This window comes from Sporosarcina sp. P3 (assembly GCF_002743415.1).
Taxonomy (GTDB): Bacteria; Bacillota; Bacilli; order Bacillales_A; family Planococcaceae; genus Sporosarcina; species Sporosarcina ureae_A.
In genome coordinates this window covers 325193-344174 of the sequence record NZ_PDZE01000003.1, presented here as the reverse complement: position 1 = coordinate 344174, position 18982 = coordinate 325193, and the positions used below count along the sequence as shown (strand labels likewise).

18 protein-coding genes are annotated in these 18982 nt (G+C 41.1%); 15 read left to right on the top strand and 3 right to left on the bottom strand.

Features of this window, described 5'->3' with window-relative positions; genetic code table 11:
* Positions 1-29: 29 nt before the first annotated feature.
* Both CSV61_RS05995 and CSV61_RS05990 read left to right on the top strand, forming a co-directional pair.
* The gene (locus tag CSV61_RS05995; protein ID WP_099638450.1) at positions 30-713 is read left to right on the top strand and encodes a peptidylprolyl isomerase; all 684 of its coding nucleotides are present in this window, start codon (positions 30-32) and stop codon (positions 711-713) included.
* 259 nt (positions 714-972) lie between these two features.
* On the top strand, positions 973-1749 hold the full coding sequence (locus CSV61_RS05990) for a TatD family hydrolase (RefSeq protein WP_099638449.1): 777 nt from the start codon (positions 973-975) through the stop codon (positions 1747-1749).
* 49 nt (positions 1750-1798) lie between these two features.
* Here CSV61_RS05990 and CSV61_RS05985 read toward each other — a convergent pair whose 3' ends face one another.
* A complete protein-coding gene (locus CSV61_RS05985; RefSeq protein WP_099638448.1) occupies positions 1799-2287 on the bottom strand; it encodes a hypothetical protein in 489 nt (162 codons plus the stop codon).
* Between the two features lie 337 nt (positions 2288-2624).
* Here CSV61_RS05985 and isdC point away from each other — a divergent pair, with 337 nt between their 5' ends.
* The 9 genes from isdC (at position 2625) to CSV61_RS05940 (ending at position 10965) form a co-directional block, all read left to right on the top strand.
* Positions 2625-3263 (top strand): heme uptake protein IsdC, encoded by a 639-nt coding sequence (isdC, locus tag CSV61_RS05980; RefSeq protein ID WP_099638447.1) that lies wholly within the window; start codon positions 2625-2627, stop codon positions 3261-3263.
* Positions 3264-3265: 2 nt separating this feature from the next.
* Entirely contained in the window at positions 3266-4675 is a 1410-nt protein-coding gene (locus tag CSV61_RS05975; protein ID WP_099638446.1) for an NEAT domain-containing protein, read from the top strand.
* A 90-nt stretch (positions 4676-4765) separates the two neighbouring features.
* Positions 4766-5977, top strand: coding sequence for an NEAT domain-containing protein (locus tag CSV61_RS05970; RefSeq protein WP_099638445.1), 1212 nt, complete (start codon positions 4766-4768; stop codon positions 5975-5977).
* 48 nt (positions 5978-6025) lie between these two features.
* Positions 6026-6904, top strand: a complete 879-nt coding sequence (gene isdE / locus CSV61_RS05965) for a heme ABC transporter substrate-binding protein IsdE (RefSeq protein ID WP_099638496.1) — start codon at positions 6026-6028, stop codon at positions 6902-6904.
* A 33-nt stretch (positions 6905-6937) separates the two neighbouring features.
* Complete coding sequence (locus tag CSV61_RS05960) at positions 6938-7903, top strand: FecCD family ABC transporter permease (RefSeq protein ID WP_099638444.1); 966 nt, start codon at positions 6938-6940, stop codon at positions 7901-7903.
* Positions 7904-7909: 6 nt separating this feature from the next.
* The gene (locus CSV61_RS05955) at positions 7910-8680 is read left to right on the top strand and encodes an ABC transporter ATP-binding protein (RefSeq protein ID WP_099638443.1); all 771 of its coding nucleotides are present in this window, start codon (positions 7910-7912) and stop codon (positions 8678-8680) included.
* Positions 8681-8691: 11 nt separating this feature from the next.
* Positions 8692-9465, top strand: coding sequence for a class B sortase (srtB, locus tag CSV61_RS05950; RefSeq protein WP_099638442.1), 774 nt, complete (start codon positions 8692-8694; stop codon positions 9463-9465).
* A gap of 110 nt (positions 9466-9575) precedes the next feature.
* Positions 9576-10196 (top strand): NUDIX hydrolase, encoded by a 621-nt coding sequence (locus CSV61_RS05945; RefSeq protein ID WP_099638441.1) that lies wholly within the window; start codon positions 9576-9578, stop codon positions 10194-10196.
* 19 nt (positions 10197-10215) lie between these two features.
* Positions 10216-10965, top strand: coding sequence for an alpha/beta hydrolase (locus tag CSV61_RS05940; protein ID WP_099638440.1), 750 nt, complete (start codon positions 10216-10218; stop codon positions 10963-10965).
* 92 nt (positions 10966-11057) lie between these two features.
* On the opposite strand, the gene CSV61_RS05935 is transcribed toward CSV61_RS05940, so the two are convergent.
* The gene (locus CSV61_RS05935; protein WP_083034422.1) at positions 11058-11480 is read right to left on the bottom strand and encodes an organic hydroperoxide resistance protein; all 423 of its coding nucleotides are present in this window, start codon (positions 11478-11480) and stop codon (positions 11058-11060) included.
* Positions 11481-11642: 162 nt separating this feature from the next.
* Here CSV61_RS05935 and CSV61_RS05930 point away from each other — a divergent pair, with 162 nt between their 5' ends.
* Both CSV61_RS05930 and CSV61_RS05925 read left to right on the top strand, forming a co-directional pair.
* Complete coding sequence (locus CSV61_RS05930) at positions 11643-12836, top strand: DUF4317 domain-containing protein (protein WP_099638439.1); 1194 nt, start codon at positions 11643-11645, stop codon at positions 12834-12836.
* Between the two features lie 246 nt (positions 12837-13082).
* The gene (locus CSV61_RS05925; RefSeq protein WP_083034420.1) at positions 13083-14594 is read left to right on the top strand and encodes a malate:quinone oxidoreductase; all 1512 of its coding nucleotides are present in this window, start codon (positions 13083-13085) and stop codon (positions 14592-14594) included.
* A gap of 118 nt (positions 14595-14712) precedes the next feature.
* Here the strand turns inward: CSV61_RS05925 and CSV61_RS05920 are convergent, their stop codons facing one another.
* Positions 14713-15249, bottom strand: coding sequence for an ECF transporter S component (locus CSV61_RS05920; protein WP_099638438.1), 537 nt, complete (start codon positions 15247-15249; stop codon positions 14713-14715).
* A gap of 301 nt (positions 15250-15550) precedes the next feature.
* Between CSV61_RS05920 and CSV61_RS05915 the strand changes: the two genes are divergently transcribed.
* Both CSV61_RS05915 and CSV61_RS05910 read left to right on the top strand, forming a co-directional pair.
* Positions 15551-15976: a hypothetical protein gene (locus CSV61_RS05915; RefSeq protein WP_099638437.1), complete on the top strand. Its 426-nt coding sequence runs from the start codon at positions 15551-15553 to the stop codon at positions 15974-15976.
* Positions 15977-15995: 19 nt separating this feature from the next.
* Complete coding sequence (locus CSV61_RS05910) at positions 15996-18422, top strand: molybdopterin-dependent oxidoreductase (protein WP_099638436.1); 2427 nt, start codon at positions 15996-15998, stop codon at positions 18420-18422.
* Positions 18423-18982: the final 560 nt, after the last annotated feature.

The window sequence follows — 18982 nt, the reverse complement described above, 5'->3', positions numbered from 1 at the left end:
GATAAAAAGGTAAGGAGTGTTGGAAAGATATGTTCAAACGTAATAAAGCATGGTATTTCCTACTAAGTGTAATGGCGTTGGCTATTCTTTTAGTGGGATGTGGAAAAGCGACTGAAGAAAAATCAATGGAAACACCGAAAGAAGAGTCTGCAGAACAACCTAAAGAAGCAGCGGTAGATTACTCGGCAGACGTGAAAGAGAACCCTATCGTGACGATCACGATGGAAAACGATGAACAGATTGTCTTAGAATTAGAACCGACTGTTGCACCGAATACGGTAGCGAACTTCATTTCTTTAATTGAAGACGACTATTACGATGGTTTGATTTTCCATCGTGTAATTCCAGGCTTTATGATTCAAGGTGGAGATTCTTCGGGTGATGGCTCAGGTGGACCGGGATACGCTATTGATGGTGAATTCTCTTCAAACGGATTTGAAAATAATATGAAACATGAGCGCGGTGTCATTTCGACTGCACGGACGCAAGACCCGAACTCCGCGGGCTCTCAATTTTTTATCATGACAGACGATAACACTTCGCTTGACGGTGAGTATGCGGCTTTCGGTAAAGTAACGGAAGGCATGGAGACAGTGGATGCGATCGTAGCTAGTGAAACAGATGCTATGGACAAGCCTCTTGAAGAGCAGAAAATGAAGACAGTTGAAGTAGATACAAAAGGCTTCGACTACCCTGAACCAACTACACATTAATTATCGAAAAACGCAGTAGGCCATGAAGCCTGCTGCGTTTTGATGTAAACAGTTCGTTTATTTCCCGTGCAATACATAAATCCAACACGATTACAGGGAAAATACAAAATACTACGTACTACTAAATGAAAAAAGGCCGTCATGTTGTTTCATTTTTCGTAAGAGAGAGTAGTATGATGCTTAGATACTAGTATAAGTTCATTTACAGATAGACGTTTCACGTGAAACATAGCAGATTAGGAGAAGCGAGTGATCATTTTTGAGCCGACAAATAATAGACGCACATATTCATGTAGATATGTATAAAGAGGAAGATCAGATTCAAATTTTGAACGAATTAGAAGAGAATGATGTGACTGCAATAGTGGCGGTATCAAATGATTATATATCGTCCGTTAAGCAAATAGAATTTGCCAAAAAAGATAGTCGAATCAAACCTGCTATAGGTTATCATCCCGAACAAGCTCTACCGAGTGAAAGTGAGCTTTCAGCTATTCTTCGATTGATCGATGACCATGCAGAGGGACTTACGGCAATTGGAGAAGTAGGATTACCCCATTACTCGAGGCAAGAGCAACCTGGCTTAGATGTAGGGCTGTATAAAGACGTGTTAGAACGCTTTGTTCAGAAGGCGGAAAAGTATAACTTGCCAATTGTATTACATGCCGTGTATGAAGATGCAGAAATGGTCTGTGATATGTTGGAGCAGTATTCCATCTCGAAAGCACACTTTCACTGGTTTAAAGGGGGTGATCAAATCTTGCAGCGAATTGTTTCAAACGGTTATATGATTTCTGTGACCCCGGAAGTTACGTATCGAGAAAAGATTCAACAAATAGTTAAACAAGTTCCGTTAACTCAGTTAATGGTAGAGACGGATGGACCGTGGCCGTTTGAACATTCTTTTAAAGGAAATTTAACACATCCCGCCATGCTACATGAAAGTGTTCGCAGTATAGCCAAAATTAAAGACGTAACTGTTGATGAGGCGTATAGAGAAATCTACAAGACGTCACAACGGTTCTTTTGCATATAAAACAGAGACACGCTTCAAATAGCGTGTCTCTGTTTTATAAGTGCGAAAGTCATGAACACATGACAATAATTTTATGCGGTGTAGTTTGCGGTGGGATGCTTTTTGTAGTTGCACCATATAAAACTATCAAATTCCGCTCAGTTATATTCCCTGTGAAATACTGGCCATTCGTCAATAGTATTTCAGTTTGTGGAGACAGATTAAGCTGGAGCGTTCCATCACTACTCTGCAGGCGACGGTTGAAGTAGTCGACTTTGACATTTTCATGCCTAGAATCTTTGGACATAACTATCGCTCTAAATTGAGGGGGATAAATCATAGGCGTGGCAGCATCGGCATCATAAAATCCTGTAACGCGATCTCCTACGCGAACCTTTACGTGATGAACGAAATAAGTTGTCGGCTCTACTACAAAGTTGACGACATTACCTTGGCCATTGTCCACTGTCATCAATAGGTAGCAACCCGCATCATTATTTTGCCCCGTATAAAAATCATTTATTACCATGACAACACCACCAAAAGACTGAAGATTCATCGTAATACCCCTTTCGTCCATAAATCATATCTATCTAGACTATGCCGGGCTTCAAATTTAGTGACTACTAAAAAAGCCTACAGTTCAAATTGAAATAATTTTCCAAAAGTCAATTGACATTATTGATGAAACAAGATATATTAAATGATAACGGTTCTCATTTGCGTGTTATAAACGTCACATGTTTGTCATAATCTACTAGATGGTAAGTTGCTATGATTCATGTATGGGGCAATTTATGAGATAATTTAGAAGTGGAAATGTATCCATTGACTGGAAACCAATCGGTGGGTTTATGTAGCATGAAAGTAAACAAGGGAGAAGGGAGTATTTCCAAATGAAAAAAGCATTTTTATATCTTTTAGTTGTAAGTTTTTTCGTGCTAACAATAGGTCTGCCGCAAGCATCCGCTAAAATAGCAGACGGTACCCAGCAATTAAATTATCAAGTTAATCAGCCGGACAGCACTAATGCATCTATTGCAAATGACTATTTCCAAAAACCAGCACTCGTGACAGTAACGAATGGCTCTGCTGTTGTACAGATTACACTGAAGAACAGTTCGTGGATTACGAAGTTTGAGCCGGCAGGCGGAGCAGAAGTAGTCAATGAAGACCTGAAGGCCGATACACGTGTTGTAGAGTTTAGCGTAAGTGATATTTCAAAGCCCGTGAAGATCCCAATGAAAGTGGACGTAGAGCATATCAATTACCACCATGAGTATACAGTGGATTTGGTGTTCGAGGACAAGAGTGCCGTGACACCACCGGCAGTAAAATCTCCTGCGCCTACTACACCACCTAGTACTAATACGAACACTAGTACCAGTACGGTGACAAAGAAACCAACTAGTCAAGTACCAGTGAAGAATCCACAAACTAGTGATACAACGCCATACCTAGTAATCTTCGTATTGGCGGGTTCTGCATTTTTATTGTATAAAACTACATTCCGAAGAAAACAGGGGGAACAGTAATTATGACGAAAAAAACATCATCTCGCGCGACGAAAGTAGTGCTTGCTTCATTGCTGGCAGCTTCCATCGCTATTCCAACAGCAGCATCGGCTAATCCGATTAGCACAAGCAACCAAGCAACGTCTGTTTTGACGCAGGCGGTGGCAGTGGTTCAAGTAATTGATTTGAATATATACAAGTCTGGAACCACGACACCTGAGCCGGCAATTAGCGGACACCTTGTACCACAAGGGACGTTAGTAGAAAAAGATGGAGTGTCATATGCGAAAGTAACAGTTGCTGCTAAATCTGCTCCAATGATTGCAGGTCTTCAAACGAAACAAGGAGAAGAGTTTGCTGATGCAACGGAAGTTAAAAATGCTGACGGCACAACTACTTATACTTTCCCGGTAGAAGCGGATAAAGTATATTCAAGCAAAATTCATGTAGTGGTGCCTGCCCACAACATGGACAAGTGGTATCCATTTGACTTGAAAGCAACAGTGGCTAAAGCAGATGCGGAAGTGGTAAATAATGTAAATGTAACAGTATATAAAGATGGAACTTCGGAAGAGTCCATTATGAATGATTATATGTCGCCAGTTGCATCCGTAAAGAAAGTAAAGGACGGCAACGAAGTAACAGTAACATTCCCTAAAGGTGGCTATATCCACGGCTTCAAAATCGCTGGTAAGGAAGTTCCTATAGCAACAGATGACAAATCGACAGGCGTACGCACATACACATTTAAGGTAGCAGATCTAACAAAGTTAGTGAATGCAGATCTTCATGTCATTGTAAATGAAGGACCTATCCAATACGATTCAAACCACAAAGTGCAAATCGGTCTTGATGGTGTAAAACCAACTGTAAACCCGTTCAAAGACATCGCTAAAGACGGTAACAAAGAAGCGATTCTTGCTCTTTATAGCCAAGGCATTGTCAAAGGTGCGGACAAGTTCAATCCACGTAATAACATCACACGTTCACAGTTCGCATTGATGGTTGCACGTGCATTAAACCTAGAATCCACTAAGGACGTTGGATTTAAAGATTTAGACAAAATCACGGATCAAGAACGCCTAAGCGCAATCAATGCTCTTGCAGAAGCAGGTATTGTACAAACGAATGAAAAGTTCAATCCGAACCATACATTGACTCGTCAGCAAGGAGCTTTGATGCTATACCGTGCAATTCAATTTGCAGAAGGTAAAGAAATCAAAAAAGGTGATACCACTCTTCCTTTCTATGCAGATGGAAAAGTCATTACAGATCCTGAAGCAAAACAAGCATTTGCATTGTTGTATGCAGAGAAAATTATGACAGGTGCTCCTCAGCCAAACGGTAAAGTATTGATCAGCTCAGGCAGTTCATTACAACGTACACAAATGGCTAAAATTTTATATGGTTCATTAGAATTCATGAATAAATAAGAACGAATACAGATACTTCCTTTCGCTTGTTCAAAAGTGGAAGGAAGTTCCTGTCGTTTTACATGATGTGTAAAGGAGTGTACGTTTGAAATGAAAAGACTGGTTTTGTTACCTCTACTTTTGCTACTCATCTCTGCGTGGCTTCCTTTTCATTCTGTAAACGCAAACGAAAGGAAAGAAATAGCAAATGATGTGTATCAAGTTGAACTAAGTTTTCTAACAGATAAAGCCGAGGAGACAGCTGTTATATTTACTAGGCAGGCTACGTTAACGGTTAAGGAAGACCGTTATACGTTATCCATTTCAGCGAAGAAAGATCACATCTTAACGCATATCACTGCCGTGCAGCAAGGGAACAGAACGAGCACGCGATTGGATCGAACAGAAAACTTAGTTCAATTTGATATAAAGGATGTACAACAAAAGATTGAACTTACAGGCACATATCGCTTGCCGAAAGAACATGCACAGCAATCCTTTTCTTATGAAGTGTTGATCCAGGAGCAGTCCTTACCAACGTTTAAGCAAGTTCAACCCGCAAAGTCCATTCAACCAAGTGATGATACCGTACATTACCAGTTGTTATCAGACGGCAAACCGTCGGCAATGAACGACTATGTCAATCAAGAACTGCATGTCATTACACGTGATAATAAATATTATGCACAGTTAGAGATTCTTCTACCAAGTAAGGTCAAAGATTTCAAAGTAGAGCAGCAAGGGGATTTAGTGGAACCAAAAGTGGTATCACAAAACAAGACGCGCATTGTGCAATTCGAAGTAGAAGATTTCCAAGAGGGGACTCGTATTTGGATGCAGGTGAAGGACTCTGAGAACTCACATGTACAGGAAGAGTTTTTGCAAATTGCTTTCAATCCACAACAGATCGCGAAGTATTTAAGCAAAGTACCTTCAGCCAATAAAGCAGTTTCTTCCTTGACTAAGCGAACTGAGCAGCCTAAAAAACCCACTACTCCAGCTAAACAAACCACGACCGAAAAAGAACAGAAGGTAGAGAAGATATCGGAAGAGAAAAAACAGAACCAGGACGAGTTACCACCTCTCCTTCCTGAAGTGCAATTAGAATTTGATCGTACGGTGGATGATGTGAAAGAAGAACCAGCCAAGATCGTAACGCAAGTAGCAAGTGAACCGGAAAAACTATCGACCCAAATACAAGAAGAACAAACGATTCCCTTCGATATAGTGAAGTTGGGAATACTAATTACATTATGTATATTATCAGCCGTTTTATTGATACGTCGATTACTAAAGAAAAGTCATGTTGTGAGCAATGAATAACGAGTGGAGGATTACATTGTGCAAAAAAAGTGGAGATATGTATGGCTGATGTTGGTAATCGCAACAGCAGCTATAATCGCAGGATGCGGCAATGATAAAGAAGAAAAAGCCGTTTCAGCAGATACCGCAGAGAAAAGTGAGACCGTAGAAACAAATGATCAACGAATTATTGCGGGTACTGTTGTTATCGCAGATATTTTAGATAAGCTAGACCTAGATGCGATCGCTATTCCTGAAACAGAAAAGAAATTGGCGAGCCGGTTTGATGGGCTTCCGACTATTGGAAATGCCATGACGCCCGACATGGAAATTGTGAAATCAATGGACCCAACAGATTTTTTATCTGTTTCTACACTAGAATATGACCTTGAAGCCGGCTTTGAACAATTGAATATCCCCGCAACATTTTTAAATTTCCAAAGCGTGGATTCGATGATACAAGAAATTCAAGGTCTTGGAGAACGCTATGATCGTACTATTCAAGCAGATAAATTAGTAGGGGACTTACAGAAAAAGATTGAAGCTGCCGAAGTCGTGGCGGCGAATCGCAAAGGACCAAGTGTATTAATATTATTAGGTATCCCAGGCAGTTACTTAGTCGCGACGGAAAACTCCTATGCGGGTGACCTCGTAAAACGTGCAGGTGGAACCAATGTCATGGAAGGTCAGGATCCTGAATACTTATCGTCTAACACGGAGTATCTGCATAATAGTAATCCGGATATTATCTTGCGTTTATCACACGGTATGCCAGATGAAGTCGTGGAAATGTTCAATGAAGAGTTCCAAACAAATGATGTATGGAAGCATTTCGATGCGGTGAAAAATGGTAAAGTATATGATCTAGAAGAAGAGTTATTTGGCACAACCGCTTCATTGCAAGTACCTGAAGCATTAAGTGAGCTAATGAAGATTTTCTATCGATAATTCGATGAATTTCGTGTGTAAAGGAAGGCCGTCATGAGAAAAAGAATTGCAAGTTATGTAATGGTATCCCTGCTGCTAGTTGTAACCATCGTCTATTCGGCTACGACAGGAAGTATTAAAATGGGATTCTTTGAATTTTTCGGTGCGCTCTTTGAACAGGGTAACAGTCAGATGGAAGCCATTCGGGACTTGCGCTTTCCACGAATGATTGTGGCAATTTTTGCAGGCGCAGCGCTGTCGGTTTCCGGTGTCTTGTTGCAGTCTGTAATGCGTAATCCTCTTGCAGATGCAGGAATTATTGGAATATCTTCTGGTGCTGCATTCGTACAGTTATTCATTATTTCGTTCTTTCCGGCGCTCTTTTTCATGACGCCTTTATTTGCATTTATGGGTGGGGCTTTCGCTTGTTTTCTCGTCTTTGCATTGTCGTGGAAATCAGGTCTCAGCCCGTTAAAATTAATACTTGTGGGAATCGCGATCAATGCGATGTTCACAGGTCTCACTGAAGCGTTCATCAGCTTTGGTGGCTCATTGAACGTCTCAGCCTCAAGTGTGATTGGTTCGAATTTAACGATGCGTACGTGGAGTGATGTCTCTACAATTGCAACATATGGAACGATCGGATTAGTGCTGGCATTCGCGTTGTACAGCTGGTGTAACTTATTGGTGTTGCAAGATAAGACGGCAAAAAGTATTGGCTTCCATGTTGCGCGTGCCCGTTTACTCATCGCGGCGGTAGCCGTTTTATTGGCAGCGATTTCGGTTGTAGTTGCGGGTGTGATTTCATTTGTTGGATTACTTGTACCACATATTGCCCGTAGATTAGTAGGCTATGACCACAAAGTGCTCATACCGTTCACAGCGCTTTTAGGAGCGTTAATTATCTTGCTAGCAGACACGCTCGGTAGAACAATTGTAGCGCCGCTTGAAATACCTGCCTCGACGTTGATGGCGATCATTGGCGGGCCGTTCTTAATATTCTTACTGCGAAAAGAGTGATCTGTTATGGAAATGAAGCGCATTATTGTATCGCATGATAATATAACCAATCATTTGGATGATGTCTCGACGTCTATTTCTAAAGGGAAAGTGACGACGATTATCGGGCCGAATGGTTGTGGGAAATCGACATTACTAAGTGTGCTATCACGCGGTAATATGCCGAAATCGGGAATGGCATCATTAGAGAATCGTGATTTAGCAATGTTTAAACCGAAAGAGTTTGCGAAGAAATTAGCAATTGTTTATCAGCAGAATGAAGTGCCAAAAGATTTGACGATTGAAAAACTAGTCGGTTTTGGCCGATTGCCTCATAAAACTCTATTGCAACGTAACCAAGAAGAGGATCGCAAGGCTATAGATTGGGCATTGTCTGTGACGAACCTGACAGACAAGCGCTATAAAGACTTAGAGGCATTGTCGGGTGGAGAGCGTCAGCGTGTATGGATTGCGATGGCACTAGCACAGCAGTCAGAAATACTGTGCCTCGATGAGCCTACAACGTATTTGGATATTTATTATCAGATTGAATTATTGGAGCTTGTAAAATCACTTAACGAAAACTATGGATTGACGATTGTCATGGTGTTGCATGATATCAACCAGGCGATTCGTTATAGTGATGAGATTATTATGATGAAGAACGGTCGAGTCATTGCAGAAGGTCCGCCACGAGAAGTCATTACAAAGGATGTCATCAAAGAAGTATATGGAGTCAACGCTGTCTTCAAGGAAGATGACGAATTAGGTCTTTATATGATGTCACTTGGTATTTAGGAGGTAAGCTGATGAAAAAACGCCTGTCGAAACTGATGCCTTTCGTTTATTTGACAGTCTTTCTCTATTCAGGCTATTTACTCGTGCAGTATGTATATACATACGTGGAATCAGCCAGCTCATTGAAGGAAACGCAACAAATGTATAAGACAGCGTTGGAAAGCACAGCCCAGGTTGCGGTAACGGGAGACGTTAAAGAAGAACTCTTGGAAGACGATTCGATGCGACCCCAGTTTGAAGAATTACATAAAGTGAATCAAGATATAGTGGGCTGGATTTCAGTAGAAGGTACCAATTTGCATAACCCGATCTTGCAGGCTGAAGATAACGAGTTTTATTTAAATCGTAACTTCACACGGGAAAGTAGTCGCGCGGGCAGTGTCTTCATGGACTATCGAAATGATATTACGGATATGAGCCATAACACGGTCCTCTACGGGCATGCAATGAGAAACGATACGATGTTTGGTAGCTTGAAGAAATTTGGCGATCAAGACTATGCAGACGAACATTCCGTTATTTATATCGATACATTATATGAAGGGTATGATGTGGAAGTGTTTGCAGCCTATGAAACGACGATTGACTTTTATTATATTGAGACAGATTTTCAGACGGATGAACAATTTTCAGAGTTTCTAGAAGAAGTGCAATCACGTTCTTTGATTGATATGCCAGTGGAAGTAGGGCCGGATGACCGGATTGTGACTTTATCGACTTGCAATAACTCTGTGAATAGTAAAGATAAACGCTATGTAGTGCAGGGCAAATTAGTGAAGCGTTAACGTATATAGATTGAATGAGGAGTTGCTCTTACAGGGTAGCTCCTTTTAATTTCTTTAACGATTCGTCTAGTAATGATACGATAGGATAAAACGATGAGGTGGGGGACTTCATGGACTTGGATCGACTGCAAAATAAATTGTATGAAAATAAATCTTTATTCATTGGAGAAGATACTGCATTCCGTTCCGCAGTAATTATTCCGTTAGTGAAAGCGGAAGGGGAATGGCATGTGCTGTTTGAGGTGCGTGCCCTCACGATGAGAAAACAGCCGGGCGACATTAGTTTTCCTGGTGGCAAAATTGATATAACTGATGCATCTCCTATGGAAGCAGCTTTGCGGGAGACGCAAGAAGAGCTCGGAATTGATCCGAAGACGGTACAGATGGTAGGAGAGTTAAGCCCGTATGTTGCGTCGCCTTCATTTGTCGTCTATCCGTTTGTAGCAGTTGTGGATTATCATGAAATTATTCGGAGCTACAATAAAGACGAGGTGGAGGAGGTATTTTCAATTCCACTTAAGTGGCTTGTGGATCACGAGCCGTACATGCATACGGTAGCCATCGAAACAGCACCGCCTAAAAACTTCCCATTTGAAAAGATTATGAATGGAGACCAGTATAAATTTAGAAGTCATTCGCTGGAAGAATGGTTTTATGAGTATGGTAATTATACAGTTTGGGGATTGACGGCTAGAGTATTAAAGCATTTCATTGATATCGTGAAGAAATAAATTGGAATGAGGATCAAGTATGAAACAAAAGAGGACATGGAAATTCAAGTTGTTCGTTGGGCTAGCTATTTTCCTGTTAATGATTGCAGTTGGGTTCTTTATATTCGCTAATTCTTATTACTCGGCGCAGTCTTACGCAGAAGAAAATTTACAGTCAGACTCAGATGTAATTGTTGAGAATGGCAAAGAGCTAGTGTTTAAATCTACTGCAAATAAGAATAATATAGGTCTGATATTCTACCAAGGTGCAAAAGTAGAAGCTGAAGCATACGCACCGCTGGCTAAGAAAATTGCCAAACAAGGTTATACGGTAATTATTCCTCACCTACCGCTCAAGATGGCCATCTTCTCACCTGACCGAGCGGATAAGATAATACGTAATCATCCCGAAATAGATACATGGTTAATAGGAGGTCATTCTTTAGGCGGTGTGACGGCATCGGATTACGCGTCTCGCCATGAAAAGATTTCCGCGCTCGTGTTGCTAGCTTCTTATCCTGGAAGTCATACAGATTTAAGTGAGGCAACGGTGGATATTTTGTCGATTTGGGCGAGTCAGGATGAAGTAGCGGACGCGAAAGCTATTCAAGAGGCCAAATCTAGTATGCCAAGTGATGCAAAGTTCATCGAAATAGAGGGCGGTAATCATGCAGGTTTTGGTGATTACGGTAAACAAAAGGGTGACGGTGAAGCGACTATATCGAATGAAGAACAGATCATGCAGACTTCTGCTGCGATCGTGGAATTAATTGAGGGTTTGAAGAAGTAGAAAATATCTTCTACCAAATTAAAAAGCTGTGCGAGAGGTCGTATAATTACGACTTCCAGCACAGCCTGTAGCGCTATGGTTAAAGTGTAGAATTAACGTACTGTTAACGTCACTTCAATATTGCCTCTAGTTGCTTTGGAATACGGGCAGACGTGGTGTGCTTTTTCTACTAGCTCTTCTAGTTGAGCCTTTTCGATGTCTGTACCACTCACTTGTAACTCAACTTCTAGCTTGAAACCACCGTCTGATTCATCTTTGCACAAGCTAACGTTTGCTGTGACTTCTGATGAAAACTTCACGCGTTCCTTGCTTGCAACGAGTTGAAGTGCACCGTCGAAACAAGCTGCATAGCCTGCAGCGAATAATTGCTCAGGGTTGGTAGAGTTCTCTAATTCTTTCGCTCTTTTTGTTCCTGGCATTGCCGTATCGAATTCGACTACTTGGTCAGAGGATACTACATGACCTTCTCTTCCTCCCTTCGCAGTTGCTGTGGATGTAAATAATTTTTCTGACATAAAATCACTACCTTTTGTCTAGTTTTTTATTCTCACTCCATTGTGTACCCGAATATCGGAGAATTATGTGTAAATTCTTTAAGTTTTTATATGTGTGTATAGTTAAATCATTTAACGTAGCCAGTACGTATAGTTAAATCAGTGAGGAAGTGGGAACGGGAAATGAATAAAAATGATATTGCGGATATCCGTAAACGATTTAAATTAGATACAGATCTTTTGACTATCACTGATATTTACCATGCCTACATTAGGCAGGAAAGCAGTGAGATTTACCATGAGGAAAGTCAGGCATTTGCTTTACTTGATCGTGAGCAACAAGAACTGTTCATGACGAATTTCAAAAAGGTGCTAGGTGGTAAACTAGGCATGAAGTTATTTGAAGTGAAGTTCGAACGTCAAAGTGAAGAGAATAATGAAAATCACGCACAAAAAATTTTGTATGAAGGATTGCATGCAGAAGAAGCTGAAGAATGGAAAGAAGAGATGCAACACTTAGCCATCAAAATGGTAAAAGATGTGCAATATGAAAAAGATCTCGTCGTGACATTTATTCGCGGAAACTACTTTAAGAAAACCAAGCGTAACAGTGAAGAGACAGAAATTGATATGCGGGATGAAGTATTTACGACGCCGTTTATTCTATGTAGTATGAATCATACGGACTTGCCGAAGCGCTCCATTGTTTTTGATTTCCAGGAGCGTGAATTCAAATCGAATCCAATGCTTGATCCAATCATTAATCTTGCGTCACCAATAGGTGGCTTTTTATTCCCTTGCTTTACAGACAATTCGGCTGATGTCAATCATGTGCTATATGCTGCGGGTAAAGTGAACAAGCCAGATTATGCGTTCATAGAGAATGTATTGAATGGAGAAGAAGTGGTTACTGCTGCAGACGATAAGGCTGTTTTTGAGGAGATCGTTAAACAAGTAGTCGGTGGTGAAGTAGACACGGAAACACTAGGGAATGTATATGAAGCCATCTACCGATTAACTGTGACGGATGAAGAAGAGGAAGAACCGGAAGAGCCGCCAGCAATCGATGCGAAGCAAGTAGAGCGTGTATTGAAAATGAGCGGTGTCGACTACGTGAATACGGAGTCTGTAGAAACGGCTTTTCAGACTATAGTGGATGATACTTCTTATGAAATGAAAGCTACTCACATCGTTCCAAGTTATACGTCGAAATCAATTAAGATCGAAACGAAAGTAGCAAATATATCAATCAGTCCACAAGACTTAAAGTATGTGAAACAGGTGAACTATGACGGCAAGCAATGTATTTTGATTGAAGTAGAAGAAGATACAATAATTGAAGGATTCAAAGTGATATCGGAAGATTTATTGACGTGAAATAGTTAATAATTGAATCCAATCCGCCAAGTAACTTGAAAATTCGTCACATTACAAGCTTAATCCTGATAAATAAACATGTCCCTTTAAACCTAGTTATATTTGATGTATAATAGAAAAGATGGTAGTAGATGTATGGTTAAACTAAGACAGAATAAAGTGCTCCTAGTACGCGCCATGTATGCTGTGACGCCTTATTTAGGAACATTTACGTTTCTGTAAATTTCACATATAAGGAAGGTCAAAATGAGTAATAGACAAACTAAATCAGATGTTATATTAATTGGTGCCGGAATTATGAGTGCAACGCTAGGAACAATGCTTAAAGAATTAGCGCCTGACTGGAATATCTCGTTATTCGAGAAACTAGATAAGGCAGGGGAAGAGAGCTCGCATGAGATGAATAATGCGGGGACAGGACACGCAGCATTGTGTGAACTGAACTATACTTCCGAAAGACCGGATGGGACGGTAGATATCGCAAAAGCGGTTAAAGTTAATGAACAGTTTCAATTATCTATGCAGTTTTGGGCCCATCTAGTAGAGAAAAAATTGATTGAAAATCCTGAACAATTTATTATGCCATTGCCTCACATGAGTCTTGTACAAGGCGAAGACAATGTGGAGTATCTGAAGAAACGCTTTGAAGCGATGACAGCAAATCCACTATTCCAAGGAATGGAGTTTTCCGAAGATCCGGAAAAACTAAAAGAATGGATTCCATTGATCATGAAAGACCGTACTGTTGATGAAGCAATTGCTGCAACAAAAATCGACACAGGTACAGACGTAAACTTTGGCGCATTGACTCGTATGTTAATTGAGCATATGCAAAAAGTGGGCGTTGATGTAAACTACGGTCATCAAGTGGAAGATATTAAACGTACAAGTGATGGCGAATGGGAATTAAGAATAAAAAATAATAAAGATGGAAAGCTTGAATTCCATAAAACTAAATTTGTTTTCATTGGTGGCGGAGGCGGAAGTCTTCCACTGTTACAGAAAACAGGTATACCTGAAAGTAAGCATATCGGTGGATTCCCGATCAGTGGTGTCTTCATGGTTTGTAAAAATCCAGAAGTAATTGCAAAACATCACGCGAAAGTATACGGAAAAGCAAAAGTCGGTGCACCACCGATGTCGGTTCCGCACTTGGATACTCGTTATATTGATGGCGAGAAGTCCTTGCTATTCGGACCATTCGCGGGCTTCACACCGAAGTTCTTAAAAGAAGGATCGATGATGGACCTGATTGGTTCTGTGAAACCAAATAACCTTACGACGATGCTTGCATGTGGTGCAAAAAATCTGTCGTTGACTAAGTACTTGGTAGAACAAGTAGTCCAAACAAAAGAACAACGTATCAATGAACTGCGTGAGTTTATTCCTGACGCGAAAAGTGAAGATTGGGATCTGTGGACTGCGGGTCAACGTGTACAAGTCATCAAGGATACTCCAGACAGCAAAGGTACGCTTCAATTTGGTACAGAGCTTGTAACGGATCAGGACGGTTCCATTGCCGCATTGCTAGGAGCTTCTCCTGGGGCATCAACTGCAGTAGCAGTTATGTTGGATCTTATTAACAAGTGCTTCCCGGGACAAGTAAGTGATTGGGAGCCGAAGTTGAAAGAAATGATTCCTTCATATGGAAAAGCATTAGCAGAGCACCCTGAATTATTGAAAGACATGCATGCTTCTACTTCTAAAATATTGAAGTTAACTGAAAATGAGCTAGAGAAAGAAACAGTTCATAACTAATAGAAAGAATGTAAAATGCTCTACTACGAAATATATCGTAGTAGAGCATTTTTTGTACTCTTTTGTATAAGCGGTGTATTGAAGGAGTTCAAATTACCTTCTATTGTGAACTTGACATTTATTTAAACATAGAAACTTTCTTCAACATCGCACAAACCGGTATAGCAATGGCGATACCTACTGCACATTGGATTAGATCACCTGGAATGGATGCGAGTGGGATGATTAAACTGTTGTAGAGAATGCTTTCACCTACATAATAGCCAGCAATTGTGAATGGTATGGATGCGAGCATTGCGAGTAGATTGAATGTAAAACTTGTTCCTTTACGCCCGTTTGACCAAGCAATTTTCCCTACGATATAGCCTTGCAAACCACGTGTCAAGATCGTGATGGGTGCCCATAAAGCCCATCCACTGACGAGATCGAACAACCCCATTCCAACGGCTCCTGCGATCATACCTTTCTTCGGTCCGAATAATATAGAGACAATGAACAACATGGCAGTGCCAAGATGGATTAATCCACCGTTTCCAAGGGGGAGTTTAATATTGAGTAAAAGAGTTGCGACGAACACAAGTGATGCAAGCATGGACGTCAGTATTAGATCAAACGTCTTCGTACGTTGTGTTGGTAAGCTCTGTGTTTTTTGCATGGCCTAAACCTTCCTCACGTATAAAAGTAGTAAATTTAGAATAAAGGGAATCTGGTACTTTAAAAAGAGTCAATATCCAATTAAGTTTAGAGGTCAGTCTATTGTTAATATAGAAGATGGTCCGTAACGAATCGTGGAACTACAAGATATATGCGTGATGTCTGAGATGAATATAGAGTATTACTACATTAGTTAACATATTAAATTACGATTAAACGTCATTCAAAATTGTCAGAGCAAGTTTAGTGTGTAGTAGGAAAGGTAAATAGAATAGTAATTGTGAAAAAAGGAGTGAGTGACTTTGTCGACTGATTTGCAACAGCTTTTTTTTCGTGCCTCAGACTTAACCAAACAAGTACTTAAAGAAGCGGAACCTTATGATCACCCATTGCTCACTTTATTGCAAAAGGAGTTGAACGTGCAGCAAGAGATGCTTTCAGTGATTCTTAAGGTGTTCAAACAGCAGGATGGGGAACCATCCTTCGATTCATTTAAGCAGGAATGTTCAGTCGTCTACCATGCGAATGAGGTAGCTACTTCATTTTCTGCATCATGGATTAGAGCAGTAGAGTGGATGGAATTGCCCTCAAAGGCAATTGCGTCAGAAGTGGAACCGAAGATGGGACAGATAAAAGCATTACTTAGCACTGCGGCTGAAAAAATCCAGGAGATTTATGGTGAAGAGGCAGTCAAGTATGTCATACCTACTTTTTACTTACCCGCATAATTGACAGGAGGGATGATGATTGGCTTGGGAAAAAGAACGAATTGACCAGAATATTTACAGTCAAGGAGAAGTTGAAGAATGGGTATACAGCACTTGTAATATCTGTTCAATTGGATGTGGTTGCTATATTGGCGTAAAAGATGACCAAATCGTAGGGATCAAGGGGAATGGAGATCATCCAATCAACCGTGGTAGACTAGGCCCCAAAGGTGAAAATCAATGGCATGCCAATAATGCGCCCGACCGACTACTGACCCCAATGATTCGCGATGACAAAGGAGAATTGCAGGCTGCGTCCTGGGATGAGGCGATGAGTCTGATCGCACGAAAAGCGAAAGAATCTATTGAAGAAAAGGGTAACAATAGTGTCAGCATTTATTCTACGGGACAAGGATTTTTAGAAGATTACTATACAACAGCAAAAATTGGACGGGCAGGTCTCCAAACGCATTTGCTTGATGCAAATACTAGACTATGCACAGCCACCACAGAGTTTTGTTTACTGCAATCGTTTGGTGCAGATGGAGCACCTGCATCATTTGATGATATAGATGAGACCGACACATTAATTTTATTTGGTCATAATCCTGCCGAGACAGGAACTGTGTTTTTTGAACGAGTGATGGATCGGAAGAAGCGTACAGGTAAGCCTTATCTGATTGTGATCGATCCACGCGAGACATTAACGGCGAAAGAGGCAGATCTACACTTACAATTGAAGCCTGCATCTAATGTACCGCTTTTCAATGGCATCATACGCCAGTTAATCAAAAATGGCCAGATTGATAAAGAATTTGTAGAGAAGTATACCGTCGGGTACGAGAAGATGAAATCATCCGTTGAAGAATGGACTGTAGAAAAAACAGCTGAGGCAACGGGTATCTCAGAATCCGATATCCTCACTGCAATAGACGTGATAGGCGAGACATCTTCCCTAGTCACAACTACTTTACAAGGAGTCTTTCAAAGTGCCGAAGCGACGACTGCCTGTGTAGCAATAAATAACATGCATTTGATTCGAGGTCTGATTGGTAAACCCGGTAGTGGACCACTTCACATGGCTGGACAGCCCAGTTCCTCAGCGAATCGTACCGCAGGGGGAGTAGGTACATATCCCGCACACAGGAACCCAATGAATCCATTGCATATTCAGCAAATGGCCGAGTTGTGGAACCTAAATGAAGAGGATTTACCGGCAGGTCCCGAAAAAGGAATCGAAGATATTATTGGCTTGATCGAAGAAGATAAAATTGGTCTATTTTGGAATATTGGTACAAATCCATTAGTATCACTTCCAAATAGAAAACGCGTGCAAAAGGCTTTGAGTAAGACATTTGTCGTCGTTCAAGATCCGTTTCTCACTGAAACTTCGTCTGTAGCAGACGTGATGTTACCGGTGGCGATGTGGGGAGAAAAAGAAGGCACAATGGAAAATGCAGACCGGACAATCAATCTGTTGCGTAAAGCGGTAGAGCCGCCAAACAATGTTAAATCCGATTTTGATATTCTTTTGGACTTCGCAAAAAGAATGGAGTTCAAAGATCGTGACGGTAATCCGCTCATTCAGTACTCTACGACAGAAGAATGCTTTGAGGAATTCAAGAAGGTATCCAAAGGACGTCCGTGTGATATGACAGGAATGACGTATGAGAAATTGCAGAAGCTGAATGGTATGCGTTGGCCAGCGCCTACTGAAGATTCAGAAGGAACAACCAGATTGTATTCGGACTTCAACTTCCACACGAAAGTGGATGATGCGCAGACGTATGGAAAAGACCAATTTACAGGACGTGCCTTTACGAGAGAAGAATTTGAAGATATAGGTGCAGAAGGAAAGGCGATTCTCCATCCGACGGTACATCTTCCCGCATACGAGCAACCTACGGATGAGTATCCGATGTGGCTTACGACAGGAAGGCTTGTCTGGCACTGGCACACCCGGACTAAAACAGGTCGTTCACCCATGTTGCATATGGCAGCCCAGCATGGTTATGTTGAAGTAAATAAAAAAGATGCGGAGCGCCTAAATATTATCGAAGGCGAAGTTGTACGTGTCACTTCACCCCGTGGGGAAATCGAAGTACCCGCGAGGATAGGTGATGCTGTCCAAGAAGGTTTACTCTTCGTGCCATTTCACTTCGGGAATTTGGATAAAAAGGAATCAGCGAATGAAATGACTGTTGACTATGTTGATCCACTTTCTAAACAACCAACGTTTAAGCAGGCAGCATGCAGGCTTGAGAAAATCAGAAAAACCCATGAAGCGGATAGCGAGGACACAATAGAAAGTATTGCACGCCAATACGGACTCTCCCGTAATGAATTGTTGGCGGCCAATCGTAAACCTTCTCCGTATGAATTACAGATGGGTGAAAAAGTTGAAATTCCACTGTCTGTGATCAATACACCAATACCAACGTATATGCCGTACCGTAGAAGTTTATAGAGTTTAAGCATACGTCCATTCCATTTATATGGGGTGGGCGGTTGCCTATGTTGAGCTGTTTAACGTGCCGTTGACTCGTAGCGCAACGATTTAATTAACCTCGATTGGATAGGCTGTTAAGTTCATCACGATAGGTTTTTGTAGTAGTATGTAAGTATTGGGTATTGTATGATAACACAACCTGATGGCACAACTATTTGACGCAAAGGAAAAGGCCGTGGCCTGCTCCTTTGCGCTTTTTTTATCTGCGTAGTTTTTTACTACAACAATTACAATGGTCAAAGTTATGAGAGCCAAACAGATGAGGATAGATAAGATAATAGAAGGATACTCCCCATTTAATCTAATTTCTGAAGTGTGTTTGGAATAGATACCGTAATACGCCCAAATCAGCACAAGTGCATAAGCTATACCTAGACGTCGGATCGTAGTTAGAATCACGATAGTAGCTCCGAAGAATAAAATGATCATCGTCCGTGTGACGTCAGATACACCTAATCTGTCCCAATCAATAGAAACGAGACAAGCAGTAATATTTGCAATCGTAACGATGGTAATCC

Coding starts and splice junctions, on each gene's coding strand:
- CSV61_RS05995 (WP_099638450.1), top strand. CDS start 30: ATGTTCAAACGTAATAAAGCATGGTATTTCCTACTAAGTGTAATGGCG.
- CSV61_RS05985 (WP_099638448.1), bottom strand. CDS start 2,287: ATGAATCTTCAGTCTTTTGGTGGTGTTGTCATGGTAATAAATGATTTT.
- isdC (WP_099638447.1), top strand. CDS start 2,625: ATGAAAAAAGCATTTTTATATCTTTTAGTTGTAAGTTTTTTCGTGCTA.
- CSV61_RS05975 (WP_099638446.1), top strand. CDS start 3,266: ATGACGAAAAAAACATCATCTCGCGCGACGAAAGTAGTGCTTGCTTCA.
- CSV61_RS05970 (WP_099638445.1), top strand. CDS start 4,766: ATGAAAAGACTGGTTTTGTTACCTCTACTTTTGCTACTCATCTCTGCG.
- isdE (WP_099638496.1), top strand. CDS start 6,026: ATGTTGGTAATCGCAACAGCAGCTATAATCGCAGGATGCGGCAATGAT.
- CSV61_RS05960 (WP_099638444.1), top strand. CDS start 6,938: ATGAGAAAAAGAATTGCAAGTTATGTAATGGTATCCCTGCTGCTAGTT.
- CSV61_RS05955 (WP_099638443.1), top strand. CDS start 7,910: ATGGAAATGAAGCGCATTATTGTATCGCATGATAATATAACCAATCAT.
- srtB (WP_099638442.1), top strand. CDS start 8,692: ATGAAAAAACGCCTGTCGAAACTGATGCCTTTCGTTTATTTGACAGTC.
- CSV61_RS05945 (WP_099638441.1), top strand. CDS start 9,576: ATGGACTTGGATCGACTGCAAAATAAATTGTATGAAAATAAATCTTTA.
- CSV61_RS05940 (WP_099638440.1), top strand. CDS start 10,216: ATGAAACAAAAGAGGACATGGAAATTCAAGTTGTTCGTTGGGCTAGCT.
- CSV61_RS05935 (WP_083034422.1), bottom strand. CDS start 11,480: ATGTCAGAAAAATTATTTACATCCACAGCAACTGCGAAGGGAGGAAGA.
- CSV61_RS05930 (WP_099638439.1), top strand. CDS start 11,643: ATGAATAAAAATGATATTGCGGATATCCGTAAACGATTTAAATTAGAT.
- CSV61_RS05925 (WP_083034420.1), top strand. CDS start 13,083: ATGAGTAATAGACAAACTAAATCAGATGTTATATTAATTGGTGCCGGA.
- CSV61_RS05920 (WP_099638438.1), bottom strand. CDS start 15,249: ATGCAAAAAACACAGAGCTTACCAACACAACGTACGAAGACGTTTGAT.